This is a genomic window from Chromobacterium sp. W521 (assembly GCF_052805975.1).
Genome location: NZ_JBRBAF010000004.1, coordinates 367,247 through 382,295, shown reverse-complemented (window position 1 = coordinate 382,295; position 15,049 = coordinate 367,247). Strand labels below are relative to the sequence as shown.

General features: G+C 61.8%; 15 protein-coding genes. 7 read left to right on the top strand and 8 right to left on the bottom strand.

Features of this window, described 5'->3' with window-relative positions:
• Positions 1–33: 33 nt before the first annotated feature.
• The 3 genes from betA (at position 34) to miaA (ending at position 3,213) form a co-directional block, all read left to right on the top strand.
• Positions 34–1,737 carry a choline dehydrogenase gene (betA, locus tag ACUXV1_RS08370; RefSeq protein WP_446014912.1) on the top strand — a complete coding sequence of 568 codons (1,704 nt, stop codon included), beginning with the start codon at positions 34–36 and terminating at the stop codon, positions 1,735–1,737.
• A gap of 22 nt (positions 1,738–1,759) precedes the next feature.
• Positions 1,760–2,020 carry a CBU_0592 family membrane protein gene (locus tag ACUXV1_RS08365; protein WP_019103463.1) on the top strand — a complete coding sequence of 87 codons (261 nt, stop codon included), beginning with the start codon at positions 1,760–1,762 and terminating at the stop codon, positions 2,018–2,020.
• Positions 2,021–2,235: 215 nt separating this feature from the next.
• On the top strand, positions 2,236–3,213 hold the full coding sequence (gene miaA, locus ACUXV1_RS08360; protein WP_446014911.1) for a tRNA (adenosine(37)-N6)-dimethylallyltransferase MiaA: 978 nt from the start codon (positions 2,236–2,238) through the stop codon (positions 3,211–3,213).
• A gap of 4 nt (positions 3,214–3,217) precedes the next feature.
• Here the strand turns inward: miaA and ACUXV1_RS08355 are convergent, their stop codons facing one another.
• The 6 genes from ACUXV1_RS08355 to ACUXV1_RS08330 all read right to left on the bottom strand — a co-directional run bounded on the left by ACUXV1_RS08355 (position 3,218) and on the right by ACUXV1_RS08330 (position 10,055).
• Positions 3,218–4,432, bottom strand: coding sequence for a peptidoglycan DD-metalloendopeptidase family protein (locus ACUXV1_RS08355; RefSeq protein WP_446014910.1), 1,215 nt, complete (start codon positions 4,430–4,432; stop codon positions 3,218–3,220).
• 356 nt (positions 4,433–4,788) lie between these two features.
• Positions 4,789–5,136, bottom strand: coding sequence for a RidA family protein (locus ACUXV1_RS08350; RefSeq protein ID WP_043591820.1), 348 nt, complete (start codon positions 5,134–5,136; stop codon positions 4,789–4,791).
• Positions 5,137–5,192: 56 nt separating this feature from the next.
• Complete coding sequence (locus tag ACUXV1_RS08345; RefSeq protein WP_019103973.1) at positions 5,193–6,338, bottom strand: trans-sulfuration enzyme family protein; 1,146 nt, start codon at positions 6,336–6,338, stop codon at positions 5,193–5,195.
• Positions 6,339–6,394: 56 nt separating this feature from the next.
• Entirely contained in the window at positions 6,395–7,771 is a 1,377-nt protein-coding gene (locus tag ACUXV1_RS08340) for a pyridoxal-phosphate dependent enzyme (protein ID WP_019103974.1), read from the bottom strand.
• Between the two features lie 79 nt (positions 7,772–7,850).
• The gene (locus ACUXV1_RS08335; RefSeq protein WP_019103975.1) at positions 7,851–8,687 is read right to left on the bottom strand and encodes a class I SAM-dependent methyltransferase; all 837 of its coding nucleotides are present in this window, start codon (positions 8,685–8,687) and stop codon (positions 7,851–7,853) included.
• 186 nt (positions 8,688–8,873) lie between these two features.
• Entirely contained in the window at positions 8,874–10,055 is a 1,182-nt protein-coding gene (locus ACUXV1_RS08330) for a DesA family fatty acid desaturase (RefSeq protein WP_019103977.1), read from the bottom strand.
• Between the two features lie 222 nt (positions 10,056–10,277).
• Here ACUXV1_RS08330 and ACUXV1_RS08325 point away from each other — a divergent pair, with 222 nt between their 5' ends.
• On the top strand, positions 10,278–11,882 hold the full coding sequence (locus ACUXV1_RS08325; protein WP_019103978.1) for a YdgA family protein: 1,605 nt from the start codon (positions 10,278–10,280) through the stop codon (positions 11,880–11,882).
• Positions 11,883–11,962: 80 nt separating this feature from the next.
• On the opposite strand, the gene bfr is transcribed toward ACUXV1_RS08325, so the two are convergent.
• Entirely contained in the window at positions 11,963–12,436 is a 474-nt protein-coding gene (gene bfr / locus ACUXV1_RS08320) for a bacterioferritin (protein ID WP_019103979.1), read from the bottom strand.
• A gap of 162 nt (positions 12,437–12,598) precedes the next feature.
• Entirely contained in the window at positions 12,599–12,799 is a 201-nt protein-coding gene (locus ACUXV1_RS08315; protein ID WP_043635824.1) for a (2Fe-2S)-binding protein, read from the bottom strand.
• Positions 12,800–12,906: 107 nt separating this feature from the next.
• On the opposite strand from ACUXV1_RS08315, the gene ACUXV1_RS08310 reads away from it, so the two are divergent.
• From ACUXV1_RS08310 to mnmA, 3 genes are read left to right on the top strand one after another with little or no spacing between them, the layout of a single operon-like run.
• Entirely contained in the window at positions 12,907–13,359 is a 453-nt protein-coding gene (locus ACUXV1_RS08310; RefSeq protein ID WP_043635827.1) for an NUDIX hydrolase, read from the top strand.
• 31 nt (positions 13,360–13,390) lie between these two features.
• Positions 13,391–13,939 carry a hypothetical protein gene (locus ACUXV1_RS08305; RefSeq protein WP_231138230.1) on the top strand — a complete coding sequence of 183 codons (549 nt, stop codon included), beginning with the start codon at positions 13,391–13,393 and terminating at the stop codon, positions 13,937–13,939.
• A complete protein-coding gene (gene mnmA / locus ACUXV1_RS08300; protein ID WP_194426846.1) occupies positions 13,936–15,012 on the top strand; it encodes a tRNA 2-thiouridine(34) synthase MnmA in 1,077 nt (358 codons plus the stop codon). The genes ACUXV1_RS08305 and mnmA overlap by 4 nt, the downstream gene beginning before the upstream one ends.
• Positions 15,013–15,049: the final 37 nt, after the last annotated feature.

The following is a 15,049-nucleotide window of genomic DNA, read 5'->3' as shown; positions in this document are numbered from 1 at the left end:
CCCCGCCTTCGTTCACGTCCGAGGAGAATCAAGATGAGCACCACTCAGGAATACGACTACATTATCGTCGGCGCCGGCTCCGCCGGCGGCGTGCTGGCGGCGCGGCTGAGCGAGGACAGCGACGTCAGCGTGCTGTTGCTGGAGGCGGGCGGCCCGGATTGGCGGCTGGACTGGCGTACCCAAATGCCGGCGGCGCTGGCTTATCCCTTGCAAGGCACCACCTATAACTGGGCCTATATGACCGAGCCGGAGCCGCATATGGGCGGACGGCGCATGGCCCAGGCGCGCGGCAAGGGGCTGGGCGGCTCCTCTCTGATCAACGGCATGGTCTATATCCGCGGCAATGCGCTGGATTATCAGGGCTGGGCCGAGCTGCCGGGTCTTGGCGACTGGAGCTACGCCGATTGCCTGCCTTATTTCCGCAAGGCGGAAACCTATGACAAAGGCGCCAACGACTATCACGGCGGCGATGGGCCGCTTCACGTGACCACGCCCAAGGCCGGCATCAGCCCTCTGTTCGAAGCCTTCATCGAGGCCGGCGAGCAAGCCGGCCACCACCGCACCGACGACCTCAACGGTTACCGCCAGGAGGGCTTCGGCCCGATGGACCGCACCACCACCGCACAGGGACGGCGCTGCAGCGTGTCTCTGGCCTATCTGGACGCCGCCCGCGACCGCGCCAACCTTTCGGTGAAAACCCGTGCGCTGGCGGACCGCGTCTTGTTCGACGGCGCGCGCGCCGTCGGGGTGCAATATCTGCAGGGCGAGCGCAGCCAACGCGCCCGCGCCTTGCGCGAAGTCATCGTCTGCAACGGCGCGATCGCCTCGCCGCAGCTACTGCTGCGCTCCGGCGTCGGCGACGCCGCCGAGCTCGGCCGCCACGACATCGCCGTGGTCGCCCACCTGCCCGGGGTCGGCGCCAACTTGCAGGACCACCTGGAAATGTATCTTCAGTATGAATGTCTGAAGCCGGTGTCGCTGTACCCGTCGCTGAGCTGGTGGAACAAGGCCCGCATCGGCGCCCAGTGGTATCTGAACGGCAGCGGCCTGGGCGCAAGCAATCACTTCGAAGCCGGCGGCTTCATCCGCAGCGACGAGGGCTTCGCCTTCCCCAATCTGCAATACCATTTCTTGCCGCTGGCGGTGAATTACGACGGCAGCCACGCTGTCAAGATGCACGGTTTCCAATGCCACGTCGGCTCAATGCGCTCGCCCAGCATCGGCCACGTCAAACTGGCCAGCCGCGACCCGCGCGACCCTCCTCAACTTCAATTCAATTACATGGCCCACGACACCGACTGGCGGGAGTTCCGCGCCGCGGTGCGGCTCACGCGCGAGATCATCGGCCAACGCGCGCTTTCCGCCTTCCGCGGCCGGGAAATCCAACCCGGCGCGCGGGTAAGCAGCGACAGCGAAATCGATCACTTCGTCAAAACCCACGCCGAAACCGCGCTGCATCCGTCCGGCACCTGCAAGATGGGCAGCGCCGACGACCCGGCGTCTGTGGTCGACCATCAGGGCCGCGTGCACGGCTTGTCCGGCCTGCGCGTGGTGGACGCGTCCATCATGCCGCGCATCGTCACCGGCAATCTGAACGCGCCCACCATCATGATGGCGGAGAAGATCGCCGATCAGATCCGCCAATTGCCGCCGTTGCCGCGCTCGAACGCGCCGTTCTACCAGGCCGCCCGCGAGCAAGCCTCCGCGACGGACGATGCGCAAGCGCTTCCCCTATAGCCGTTTTCCCAGGAGCTTCGCCATGTACGACCTTATCGGCCTGATCGGCGTCATCAGCTATCTGGGCGCTTACTTGGGCAGCCAGCTATTCGGCTTGCGCACATCGGACCTTCGCTATTTCGTCCTGAATCTGCTGGGTCCGGTCTGTATCCTGGTTTCGCTGTCCAACCACTTCAACCTGGCGTCCTTCGTCAACCAGTGCATGTGGTTCCTCATCACCCTGGGCGGCTGGTGGCGCGCCAGCCGCCGCCGGGCACTGCCGGCGCCAGAATCCGGCTCTTGAGAGCGTGTTGACGATCTGCGAGCAGGGCGAGACAAGGCGACAACGGCCGGGAAAGCGGAATGTACGCGTGGTATATGAGCATTTCGAAGCCGTACTCACCGTGGGGCGCCTCACGACGCGCAGCAGATCGTAAACAGATTCTGAGTCATGGGCGGCGCTGTCCGCCCATGATCCACTTATGCGACAATCCGCCGATTGAACCGCAAGACCCGCTCATGAACGACATTCCGCACGCCATCCTGCTGATGGGCCCCACCGCCTCCGGAAAAACCGGCTTGGCGCTGGAGTTGGCTCGACATTTTCCGGTGGAGATCATCAGCGTGGACTCCGCGCTGGTCTATCGCGACATGGACATCGGTACCGCCAAGCCCAGCGCGGCGGAAATGGCGCAATGTCCGCATCACCTGATCGACATCATCAGCCCGCTGCAAAGCTATTCCGCCGCTCAGTTCCACGCCGACGCCAACAGGCTGATCCGCGAGATCAACGCCCGCGGGCGGCTGCCCTTGCTGGTGGGCGGCACCATGCTTTACTACAAGGCCTTGCTGGAAGGCTTGTCCGACCTGCCTCGCGCCGACGCCGCGCTGCGCGCGCAATTGGACGCCGACGCCGCGCAAGCCGGCTGGCCGGCGATGCACGCGCGTCTGGCGCAACTGGACCCGGACACCGCCGCCCGCCTCAATCCCAATGATTCGCAACGCATCCACCGCGCGCTGGAAGTCTGCCTGCTCAGCGGCGAGCCGATGTCGCGCTTGCTGGCTCGCGGCAAGGAAGCCGCGGCGGATTTCCGCCTGCTGTCGCTGGGTCTGGTGCCTGCGGAACGCGGCTGGCTGCACCAACGCATCGCACAACGCTTCGAACTGATGCTGGAACAAGATTTCCTGGCCGAAGTGCGGCGCCTGCGCGCCGATTATCCGGCGCTGACGCTGGAGCTGCCGTCGATGCGTTGCGTCGGCTATCGCCAGGCCTGGGAATATCTGGACGGCGCCGGCGATGGGCAAACCTTCATCGACAAGGGCGTCGCCGCTACCCGCCAGTTGGCCAAGCGCCAGCTGACCTGGATGCGCAGCCTGGACCTTGTGCCGGTCAACGCCCAGCGGGCCGACTTGGCCGAAGAGCTGGGCGCCGCCGTCGCCGCCTTCCAGGCCGGCGAGCCCATGCCCGCCGGCCTGCGTTTCAACGGCGTGTATTAATTGCTCACCAGGGCCGGCTGGCCGACGCGCACAGCGGCACCACCGGTCCGTTGCTGCCTGTGTCGAGGAAGCCGTCGCTGATCCAATCGCCTCCGCGGGTGCGGTTCCACACATCGGTGCGGCCCCATACGCCCTCCACCGCTTCGGCGCGCACATGGCACTGCAAAGCGACGCTCTCTCCGCGATTGACCGTGCCGGTGACGCCGGCGCTCAGGCTGGGCGCGCTACGCAGATTCACCCTCCCCTCGCCCTGCGCCGGCGTCGCCACCCCGCTGGCGCCCGCGGGCGCGCCGCCGCCGTAGTTGTTCAGCAGGCCGCCTACATTGACCCGCGTTCCGTTGCGCAAAGCGTACCCTTGGTAAGCGCGGTTGCCGGCGAAGAACTGCCAGCCGCCGAACAGCTTGCCGTTCACCGGCTCGGCCCGGCCCTGATACAACAAGGAAAAATGCACGTGCGGGCCGGTGGTGCTGCCGCCGCAAGGCAGGCCATTGCCGATGGTGCCCAGATAAGCGCCCGGATTGACCCGCGTACCGTCCGCCAGCGTGTTCAGATTGATCATATGGTAGTAAGTGGACGAGAAGCCGTTGTCGTGCACCAGCTTGACCAAGCCGCTACCGCCGCGCACGCAGCTCTTGTAGATCACCCCTGCCTGCGGCGCGAGCACCCTGCCGTCTCCGCCGGCGAAATCGATGGAATCGTAAGGCTGACTTTCGCCGCTGTAGCCGTGCGGGCCGCCGGTCATGCGCCAAGCCGCGCCCTGACGCCACGGCAGCCCCAGGCCGGTGGCGTTGGGCGCGAACGGCTGTCCCGGCCGGACCGACTGACTGCCCCAGGCGCGGCGCTCGTCCGCGCTGAGCCAGTTCGCCGGCACCTGGGTCAACATCGCCGCGAAACCCGGGCTGCCTTCCAGCTCCAGCGTCCAGCCTTGCGCGTCCCGGCGCGCCAGGAACAGCTTGGACACCGGCACATGATCCATCGCCGCGATCGTGGTCATCGTCGGCAGGGGCTGGGTTACCGACCCCAGCACCCAGCGTCCGTCCTCGCTGTCGCGGTTGACCTCCACCAGCATATCCAGCGCCTCCCCCTTGGCCAGCGGCAACAAGGGCTGCAAGGCGTTGGCCGCCGCCTGACGCAACAGCGGGTCCGGCTGCTTCGATTCCGCCTGCGCGCCGCCGGCCAAGCTTGCCAATACCGCCATCATTAGAGCTGCTTGTTTCATTTTGGGCTCCATTCCTGGTTGGGAAAAACCAAAGCGACGCAATGCCAATGACATTACGTCGCGAACCATAGGGTTATAGAAAGACCCGTTCTTATTTCCTGCTGGCCTTTGGCCCAGCAGACAGCCTGCAAAAATCAATAAAAAAGCCCACGTCGCATGACGTGGGCGGTGGCGGCGGCAAGGACCTTTTAGAACCTGTTTACGGTCTGCGGCGCATCGGCGGGATGGATATAGAAAGGGGCATTGAAAACGGCTTCGAAATGCTCATCTAACACGCGTACATTCCGCTTTCTCAGCCGCTTTCTCAGCCGCTTTCGCCTTGTCTCGCCTTAGCTCGCGAGATCGTAAACACGTTCTTAGCGTGCGGCCACCAGCTTGATTTCCACTTTCCAAGCCGGATTGGCCAGCTTGGCTTCCACCGTGGCGCGCGCAGGCACGCTTCCGGCCGGCACCCAGGCGTCCCAGGCGGCGTTCATCGCATCGTAATCGGCCAGGCTGGCCAAGAAGATGGTGACGTCGACGATCTTGCTCTTGTCCGAATCCAGCTCCGCCAACAGCGCGTCGATCTGGCCCAGCACGTTTTCAGTTTGCGCCTTGGCGTCGGCGTCGGTGTTTTCCGGCACCTGGCCAGCCAGGAAGATCAGGCCGTTGGTGACCACGGCTTCTGCCAGACGCGCGCCTTGCTTGTGACGATAAATGCTCATGCGGATTCCCCTTGGTGAGTCGGATCAAGACAAAGATTCTAACCCGGTCGCGCAGGCTATTGCCATGCCTGACGCAAGTCCTCGATCAGCGCGGCCTCGCCCTCGATGCCCACCGACAAACGGATCAGATTATCGGCAATGCCCAGCTCGCGCCGACGTTCAAGCGGAATCGACGCATGCGTCATCGCCGCCGGCAGGCACACCAGGCTCTCCACTCCGCCCAGGCTTTCCGCCAGCGTGAACAACTTCAAACGCGCCAGCACCCGCCGGGTTTCTTCGGCGTCGCCTTTCAAATAGAAAGACACCACACCGCCGAAACCCTGCATCTGCCTGCGCGCCAGCTCATGTTGCGGATGGCTGGCCAGGCCCGGATACAATACCCGCTCCACCTGCGGCTGGGCTTCCAGCCAGCGCGCCACCGCCAGCGCGTTGCTGTTGTGGCGCTCCACCCGCAGGGCCAGCGTGCGCAAGCCGCGCAACACCAAGAAACTGGCGAACGGGTCCAGCACCGCGCCGACGGCGTTGTGCAGGAAAGCCAGCTGCTCGGCCAGCTCAGGCCGCCGCCGGCTCACCACCGCCGCGCCGGCGATCACGTCGGAATGACCGTTCAGATATTTAGTGGCGGAATGGACGACGATGTCGAAACCGAAAGCCAGCGGCCGTTGCACCACCGGCGAGGCGAAGGTGTTATCCGCCACCGTGATCAGGCCGTGCCGCCGTCCCAGCTCGGCCACCGCCGCCAAATCCACCAGCTGGTTCAGCGGATTGGACGGGGTTTCCACCCAAATCATGCGGGTGTTCGGTCGGATCGCCGCCTGCAAGGCCTCTAAGTCCTCCGACGCCACATAGCTAATCTCCAGCTGAGCGCTTTGCTTGCGCACCTGCTCGAACAATCTATAAGTGCCGCCGTACAGATCGTTGACCGCGATCAGGTGGCTGCCCGCCGGCAGCAGCTCCAGCACCGTGGCGATGGCCGCCAGGCCGGAGGGAAAGGCGTAGCCGCGCACGCCGTCTTCCAGCTCCGCCAAAGCGCGCTCCAAGGCTTCGCGCGTCGGGTTCTGCGAACGTGAATACTCGTAGCCGCTGTGTTCGCCCGGCGCGTACTGCCGGTAAGTGGAGGTGGCGTAGATGGGCGGAATTACCGCGCCGAAGGCGTCCTGATGCAGTCCGGCGGTGATGGATAAAGTGTTGAAATCGGTCATGGCGTTTACTTTCAATACGGATGGCCGGTCCCGTTCGGACCGGCGCTTAATTAGGACTAAACGGAGCGCGAGCGCGGCTGACGGCGCCAGAAAGCCAGCAGGTCGGCCTGAGTGATCAGGCCCAGATAGCGCTCGCCGTCCACCATCAAGGCAACGTGGCCGTCGTTGAAAATATGCAGCAGATCCTGCAAAGAAGCCCGCGGCGACAGGGTGCGCACCTCGCTGGTCATCGCGCTGCGCACGTTCTGACGGAAGTTTTCCGGCTCGCCGTGCACTGACAGCAGCAAATCCCACTCGTCCAGAATGCCGACCACCTTGTCATCGGCCAGCACCGGCAACTGCGACACATCGTGCAGGCGCATGCGTTGATACACCACGTTCAAGGGCTCGTCCGGGTGGCAGGAAACGGTGCTGCCGTCGGCGTGGCGGCGCACGATCAAGTCGGTCAGATCGCCCAGCCGCGGCAGCTCCACCAAGCCGTTGTCCACCAGCCAATCGTCGTTGTACATCTTGGATAAATACTTGTTGCCGCTGTCGCACACCAGCGTCACCACCCGCTTGGGCTCGGTTTGGGCGCGGCAATAACGCAAGGCCGCCGCCAGCAGCGCTCCGGACGAGGATCCGGCCAGAATGCCCTCCTGGCTCAGCAAAAGACGGGCGCTGTCGAAGCTTTCCTGATCGCTGATGCGATAAGCGCGCTTGACCAGGCTGAAATCGGTTTGCGGCGGGATGAAGTCCTCGCCTATGCCTTCGATCAGCCAGCTGCCGGCCTCGCCGTGCCGCCCGGTTTCAACATGGTCGGCCAATACCGAGCCCACCGGATCCGCCAGCACGATCTCCACTTGCGGCGCCTCTCGGCTGAAAAAACGCGTCAGCCCGGTCAAGGTGCCGCTGGAGCCCACGCCCACCACCACCGCGTCCAGTTCATGACGCATCTGCTCCCAGATCTCCGGGCCGGTGCCGGTTTCATGCGCCAGCGGATTGGCCGGGTTGTTGAACTGGTCGATGTAATAAGCGTCCGGCGTTTCCTTGGCGATACGCGCGGCCAAGTCCTGGTAATACTCCGGATGCCCCTTGCCCACGTCGGACCGGGTCAGCACCACTTCCGCACCCAAGGCCTGCAGATGCAGAATCTTCTCCCGACTCATCTTGTCCGGCACCACCAGCACCAGCCGATAGCCTTTTTGCGAAGCCACCAGCGCCAACCCCAAACCGGTGTTGCCGGCGGTGGCCTCGACAATGGTTCCGCCCGGTTTCAGCTTGCCTTCGCGCTCGGCCGCGGCAATCATCGACAACGCCACCCGGTCCTTGATCGAACCGCCCGGATTGTGGCTTTCCAGTTTCAAATACAGCTCGCACAGGCCGGTGTCCAGATGCGCCACCTTTACCAGCGGCGTATTGCCGATCAAGGACAAAACGGATTGGTCTTGCATATTGAAATCTCCTAGCTACCGCATATAAATATTATTTTTAAAAACTTGTAGTTATATAGAGAGTAAAAAAACCGCCGCTTCACACCACGGCGGTGGCTTGCAGAAAACTATAGAAAAACACCAGCTCCGGATTGCTGCGCAATTGGCGCAGTTCCCGCGTCATCGCCGCCACCAGCCCGGCGTCCACTCGTCCGGCCTCGATCAGTTGATCCGCGGCCGACAACAACAGCTCGGTCCAGTAGTCCAGCACTTGCTGTCGGCGGTGCGGGTCGCGGCTATCCAGATGCCAGGTCTTGACCTGGGTTTCGACATGGCGGAAACCCAGCCGCAGCAGCATATTGCCCAGCTTGGCGCCAACGAAGGGATCTCCTCCTACCGCCAGTTGATGATCATTGAAAGCCAGCCAGTATTGCTGCAGATGGGAGGAATAAGGCGACAGGAAGAAAGAGGCGTTCATCGCCTCGGTGGCGTAGAGCCGCGCGCCAGGCTTCAAGACGCGACGCACCTCGGCCAACACCCGCTCCGGCGACAATACATGCTCCAGCACCCAGCACAGGAAGGCGGCGTCGAAGCTGGCCGGCTGGAAGTCCAAATCCTCGGCATCCATATGCAGCAGCCGAGCACGGTCCTGCCATGGGCTGCCTTGCAGACGCTGGCGGGCCACAGCCAACTGACGCTGGCTGAAGTCGACGCCGGTCACCTCCAGATCAGGATAGCGCCGCAACAGAATCTCGGTCTGCGCACCGACGCCGCACCCTACTTCCAGCAGTTGGCCGACGCCGGAGAAATCGATGTCCCGGTACACGACGGATTCTGAGAAGCGCGCCTGGCGCACCAAACGCGCCTGCTCGGTAGCGGAAAAACCATGAATATAGGGCAGCTCGCTCGCCCCGTCGGTCAGTTGCAGTGTAGCCATGTCCATCTCGCAGAGTTGCATCAAGATGGCCCATTATATTTCCAAATATTATTACAAATATAAATTTTATTTCTTATTTTTATATAAAAAACAAATCTAATTGGCATGCAAAAAGCATGGTTGCCAACCCGCGCGGACGCAAAAAAACCCGCAGCGCGCTGCGGGTTTTTATCGAATCAAACCGGCTTAAACCATTGCGGCCTGACGCAAGCTTATCGAGAAACGCTGCAAGGCGGCGATGCCCGAAGCCTCGGCGCGGGTGCACCAGTCCTGCAGCTCCTTGAGCAGTTGCTCGCGGCTCAGCGTGGAGCGCTCCCACAGGCGGGTCAGCTCCTGACGCATCGAATACACCGTGGCCAGCACCTGGCTGTGTTCCATCAAAGCGGCCAACTGCATGCGCTCGGTTTCCGGCGTGTCCTTGGCGTCCTGCTTCAACCACACTTTCATCTTGCGGCTCAGCTTGCTGCCGGAAAAGTCGGGCAGATTGATCTTGTCCAACTCGCTGCGATACACCTCCTTCAACTCACGCGCGTAACGGGAAGCGATGGCGTAGCGGTTGGAAATGATGGCCTGCAAATGTTCAAGATCCAATTGCGGACGCGAAGCGTCCTCGGCCAAGCGCGGCGCCACCTTGCGCACCTTGGCCAGCCCCAGGATTTCCAGAATGCGGATATACATCCAGCCGATGTCGAACTCGTACCATTTATACGACAGCTTGGCCGAGGTGCCGAAGGTATGGTGGTTATTGTGCAACTCTTCGCCCCCCACCAGGATGCCCCAGGGGAAGATATTGGTGGACGCGTCCTCGTTCTCGAAGTTGCGGTAGCCCCAGAAGTGGCCAATGCCGTTGATGACGCCGGCCGCCCAGAACGGGATCCAGATCATCTGCACCGCCCAGATCGTCAGCCCAATAGGCCCGAACAACACCAGATTGATCAGCAACATCAGCACGATGCCCTTGGCGCTGTGACGAGTGTAGACATTGCGTTCCAGCCAATCGTCCGGGGTGCCGTGGCCGAACTTGTCCATGATGGCCTGATCCTTGCAGGCGCCGCGGTACAGTTCCGCGCCCTCCCACAATACCTTCTTGATGCCCAAGACCTGCGGGCTGTGCGGGTCGTCCGCAGTCTCGCACTTGGCGTGATGCTTGCGATGGATGGCGGCCCACTGTTTGGTGACCATGCCGGTGGTCAGCCACAACCAGAAACGGAAGAAGTGGCTGGGAATGGGATGCAAATCGAGCGCGCGGTGCGCTTGGTGACGATGCAGAAAGATGGTGACCGCTGCGATGGTGACGTGGGTCAGAGCCAAAGCGACCACGATATAGCCCCACCAGGGGAGGTCAAGCACGCCGTTTATCCAATTCATGTACTAATCGCGCCTCGTAAATCAAACTAGAAGAAAGACTCTATTCTATACAAGCGGTCCGCCAATGTCAGACCGTTTTGCGTTTTCGCCGATTATCCATCCGCCGCAAACGCGAGTTTGGACCCCGCCAGCGCCCTTGGGTTCACTCGCCGGCAGTAACGCAAGCGGCGGACGATGGTGTACCATAGGGCTTCATTCCATCCTAGTTAAGAAAAAGCGCTAGTGTTGCCAAATCGTCGTCTGATCATTGCCGGCGCCACCCTCGGTGGCCTGTTCGTTCTGTATGGAGGCGCAACCCTGTGGGCCGGCGTCAAGGCGGAGCAGACCTTGCAGGAACAGCACAAGATGCTGGCCGACCTGCCGCTGTTCAAAGTCAAATCCCACAGCTACCAACGCGGTTGGTTCTCCTCCACGGAAACCACAGAACTGGTGTTCAACCGCCATTTGTCCGGCCCGTATGAAAACATGCTGCCCGACAATGTGAAGCCCTTGTTGAACGCCACCATCAAGTTCACCAACCACGTCAAGCACGGCCCCCTTCCCGGCATCGGCGATTTCGACTTCCGGCCCGGCCGCGCGCTGGTGCGCACGGAGTTCGCGATGAGCGACTCCACCCGCAAGACGCTGGCCAGCTTCTTCGGCGACAAGGAACCCATCACCATCTTCAACCGTCTGGGCTTCGGCGGCGGCGGCGAACTGGACGTCAAGGTTCCGGCCTTCGACTATGAGGAAGCGCTGTCCGGCGTGAAGATGAAATGGAAGGGCTTTGACCTGAAGCTCGACTACGCAAACGGCTACAAGGAATACAAAACCGAAGCGCTGTCTCCCGGCTTCCTGCTGGAAGCCGCCAGCAAAGGCACGGTCGCCTTCGACGGCGTGCGCTACGTTTCCGACATCCGTCCGGGCAGCACCGGCGTCAAGCTGGGCACCAGCGAACTGACCGTGGGCAATGTCCGGCTCAACTCCCGCGAAAGCGTGCCCTACAGCATCAAGCTGAACGAGCTGGTCTATCTGATGACCCGCGTGCGCGTTGGCGAGTTCATCAACCCGTCCGGCGAATTCAAGCCGTCCGCGGTGACGCTAAAGGATTTCCGCTATCAAATCGTCACCAGCGAGCAGGACGACTACGTCAACACCCGCGGCAAGCTCAACTTCGCCGAGTTCAACTTCAACGACCACCGCTACGGCCCGATGCGCCTGGATATCTCGGCCAACCACCTGCACGGCCCGACGCTGGTCAAACTGGACCAGGCCATCGGCCAAATCCCGTTCGAGGGCGTAGACCCCGCGCTGCTGCGCAAGCAATACATCGACACCATCAAGAAGAACGGCATTCCGCTGCTGCAGAACGACCCCAAGGTGGTGATCAACGAGTTCTACCTGAAAATGCCCAACGGCGAAGCCAAGCTGGAAGGCAGCCTGGGCGTCAAGGGCCTGCAGCCCGCGGACCTCAACGACGCGGCGCAGTTCATCCGGCGCTTCGAAGTGGACGCCAAGCTCAGCCTGCCGCGCCAGACGCTGGAAGACCTGGTGATCGCCCAAGCGCGCACGCTGTTCACCGTCGATCAGAGCGCCGAGGACCAGCCGAACATGAAGGAAGTGGAAGACCTGGCCAAGAACCTGCTGGACAGCCAGTTGGCGCAGTGGAAGAGCGAGCAGTACATCGTCGAGGACAAGGGCCAGATCAACACCGAGCTCAATTACGGCAGCGGCGTGCTGACCATCAATAAAAAGAAAGTGGCCCTGCCTTGGGAGGAAGCCGAGGCGGAAAGCCCGCGCGACGCCTCCCAGCCCAGCACCGACAAGAATACGGACAAAAAGAAATAAGGCGGCGGGCGCCGCATGCAAAAAGGGCTGTCGCAAGACAGCCCTTTTTCTTTCCCGACCCGGTCGAAACCTGGCCGCGTTTAATCGTCGTGCATCTGGCTTTGCAGGTAGTTCTGCAGCCCCACGCTTTCGATCAAGCCCAGTTGCGTCTCCAGCCAGTCCACGTGCTCTTCCTCGCTCTCCAGAATGTCTTCCAGCAAGTCGCGGGTCACATAGTCCTTGGCGCTTTCACAGTAGGCAATGGCTTCGCGCAACACCGGCAGCGCGTCCATTTCCAACTTCAAGTCGCATTCCAGCATTTCCTTCGGATTCTCGCCGATATGCAACTTGCCCAGGTCCTGCAGATTCGGCAAACCTTCCAGAAACAGCACGCGCTCGATCAACGCGTCGGCATGCTTCATCTCATCGATGGACTCGTGGTATTCGTGCTCGTTCAGTTTCTTCAAACCCCAGTTCTTGTACATGCGGGCATGCAAAAAGTACTGGTTGATCGCGGTCAGTTCGTTCTTGAGGATCTGGTTCAGATACTTGATAACTTTTTTATCGCCTTGCATCGCGCTCTCCGGGAAGAAATGATTCTTCCATTATGACATAGCGCGAGCCAGTCTCAAGTTATCACAAGCAAAATAAAGGACTACGCGCCGCGGGGTGCGGTGCGTGGGAGATTTGCAGTTCGCTCGGCCTTGGCCGAGACTAGCAACAGGCGAGGTCAGGAGTTAGGCGGCGCTGCGAGCGGTCGAAGCCGGTCCAAGCGCGTGGACAGCCTCCTTGCGAAGTTGGTTAGCCATGCAGGCGCATTTGCCGCACTCTGTCGCCACCCCGAGCTCGCGGCTCAGATCGCACATGCGGGTTGCTCCATTGTGCACCGCTTCGCGGATTTGCTTGTCAGTCACAGCGTGGCAGAGGCAAACGTACATGGCAGTTCCGGTGGTGAGTTAACTCGGGATTGAGTTAAAGTAATCGAGAATCGTTATCAAGAATATAGATTCAAACAAGAATCATTGTCAACAAGAAAGCGCAGACCATGACGCAGTGGAAACCAAATGCGACAGTTGCGGCAGTCATTGAGCTGGATGGGCGCTACCTGATGGTGGAAGAGGTGACCAGCGATGGCATTTGTTTCAACCAGCCCGCCGGCCATCTGGAATACGGCGAAACACTGGAAGACGCGGTAAAGCGCGAAGTTTTGGAAGAAACCGGCTGGCACTTCCGGCCCTTGGGGCTGGTGGGCATTTATCTGGTGGACCGCCCCAACAGCGACATCACCTATCTGCGTTTCGCCTTCTACGGCCACCCCTTGCGCCGCGAGGACTACCCGCGGCTGGACGAGGGCATCCTGTCCGCGCAATGGCTGAGCCACGATGACATCGTCGCGTTGCGCCCCCGGCATCGCAGCCCCGTGGTGCAGCAATGCCTGGACGATTACCGCGCCGGCAAGCGCCACCCCCTGTCGCTCATCCACCACCTCGACCGCTAGCGGGCGCCTTAGCCCGCAGCCCGGAGTCTGCATGTCCTTGAGATCATTGCCTTTCCTATTGGCTATGCTGGCCTGGTTTCCATGGGCCGCGCAAGCCAGCGCCATCAATATCTGCTACCATTACGGCTGTTCCAGACATGCCTACGTAAACATCTCCGCCGAGGCCGACGCCTGGCTCGCCGCTCGCCTGTCCGAGGCCAACAGCCCGGAAACCGAACGTTCCGCCGTCGGCGCCGCGGTCACCGCGCTCTATCACATCGCCGCGCGCACGCTGCCCATCTGGCAGGACAAGGGCGGCAATTTCCGCGACGGACCCGCCGAAGGCCGCATGGACTGCGTGGACCACAGCAGCAATGTCACCACTTTCCTCACTTATCTGCAGGATCACGGCTGGCTGCAATACCACACGGTGGGCAAACCGGCCTGGCGCGCGCCGCGCCTGCTCGATCTGCATTACACCGCGGTGCTGCGCGACATGCTTTCCGGCCAGGACTGGGCGGTGGACAGCTGGTTCAAGGACTTTGGGCAAGCCCCGGTGGTGCTTGCCCTTGATATTTGGATGGAAGGATATTCCCCGTGACGGGTAAGAAAAGAATTGTCGTCGGCATGTCCGGCGGCGTGGACTCCTCGGTGACCGCTTCGCTGCTGAAACAGCAAGGGCACGAGGTGATCGGCGTCTTCATGCAGAACTGGGAAGACGACAACGATGACGAGTACTGCTCGATCAAACAAGATGCGCTGGACGCGATGAGCGTGGCCGACATCGTCGGCATCGACATGGAAATCGTCAACTTCGCCAAGGAGTACAAGGACCGCGTGTTCTCCTACTTCTTGAAGGAATACTCCGCCGGCCGCACGCCCAACCCCGACGTGCTGTGCAACGCCGAAATCAAGTTCAAGGCCTTTCTAGACTATGCGATGGAGCTGGGCGCCGACTGCATCGCCACCGGCCACTATGCGCGCAAGCTGGAAAAAGACGGCACCCACTATCTGATGAAGGCGGTGGACCACACCAAGGATCAGAGCTACTTCCTGTACCGGCTGCAGCAGCATCAGTTGGCCAAGGCCATTTTCCCGCTTGGCGACATCCGCAAGACCGAGGTGCGCAAGCTGGCCGAGGAAGCCGGCCTGCCCACTGCGGCCAAGAAGGACTCCACCGGCATCTGCTTCATCGGCGAGCGGCCGTTCCGCGAATTCCTGCAGCGCTATCTGCCCACCAAGCCCGGCGAAATGATCCTTCCGGACGGCAAGGTGGTGGGCGAGCACATCGGCCTGATGTATTACACCCTGGGCCAGCGCAAGGGGCTGAACATAGGCGGCGCGCGCGACGGCACCGGCGAACCGTGGTTCGTCGCCGGCAAGGACATTCCCGGCAACAAGCTGATCGTGGTGCAAGGCCATGACCACCCGCTGCTGCTGAAGCCCACCTTGGCGATGGCTGACCTGAGCTGGACGCTGCCGGCACCGCCGGCGGCAGGCGAATACGCCGCCAAGAACCGCTACCGCATGGCCGACGCCAACTGCAATCTATCCGCCATCGTCGACGGCCAGGCCACGCTGACCTTCCGCGACAAGCAATGGGCGGTCACCCCCGGCCAGTCCGCGGTCCTGTACGACGGCGATGTCTGCTTGGGCGGCGGCATCATCCAATAAGAAGCGGTTCAAAGTCCGCTGCGTGCCGACTGCACAA

What these genes read in the sequence shown, in the direction of transcription:
- betA (WP_446014912.1), top strand. Translation starts at nt 34, where the DNA reads ATGAGCACCACTCAGGAATACGACTACATTATCGTCGGCGCCGGCTCC.
- ACUXV1_RS08365 (WP_019103463.1), top strand. Translation starts at nt 1,760, where the DNA reads ATGTACGACCTTATCGGCCTGATCGGCGTCATCAGCTATCTGGGCGCT.
- miaA (WP_446014911.1), top strand. Translation starts at nt 2,236, where the DNA reads ATGAACGACATTCCGCACGCCATCCTGCTGATGGGCCCCACCGCCTCC.
- ACUXV1_RS08355 (WP_446014910.1), bottom strand. Translation starts at nt 4,432, where the DNA reads ATGAAACAAGCAGCTCTAATGATGGCGGTATTGGCAAGCTTGGCCGGC.
- ACUXV1_RS08350 (WP_043591820.1), bottom strand. Translation starts at nt 5,136, where the DNA reads ATGAGCATTTATCGTCACAAGCAAGGCGCGCGTCTGGCAGAAGCCGTG.
- ACUXV1_RS08345 (WP_019103973.1), bottom strand. Translation starts at nt 6,338, where the DNA reads ATGACCGATTTCAACACTTTATCCATCACCGCCGGACTGCATCAGGAC.
- ACUXV1_RS08340 (WP_019103974.1), bottom strand. Translation starts at nt 7,771, where the DNA reads ATGCAAGACCAATCCGTTTTGTCCTTGATCGGCAATACGCCGCTGGTA.
- ACUXV1_RS08335 (WP_019103975.1), bottom strand. Translation starts at nt 8,687, where the DNA reads ATGGCTACACTGCAACTGACCGACGGGGCGAGCGAGCTGCCCTATATT.
- ACUXV1_RS08330 (WP_019103977.1), bottom strand. Translation starts at nt 10,055, where the DNA reads ATGAATTGGATAAACGGCGTGCTTGACCTCCCCTGGTGGGGCTATATC.
- bfr (WP_019103979.1), bottom strand. Translation starts at nt 12,436, where the DNA reads ATGCAAGGCGATAAAAAAGTTATCAAGTATCTGAACCAGATCCTCAAG.
- ACUXV1_RS08315 (WP_043635824.1), bottom strand. Translation starts at nt 12,799, where the DNA reads ATGTACGTTTGCCTCTGCCACGCTGTGACTGACAAGCAAATCCGCGAA.
- ACUXV1_RS08310 (WP_043635827.1), top strand. Translation starts at nt 12,907, where the DNA reads ATGACGCAGTGGAAACCAAATGCGACAGTTGCGGCAGTCATTGAGCTG.
- ACUXV1_RS08305 (WP_231138230.1), top strand. Translation starts at nt 13,391, where the DNA reads ATGTCCTTGAGATCATTGCCTTTCCTATTGGCTATGCTGGCCTGGTTT.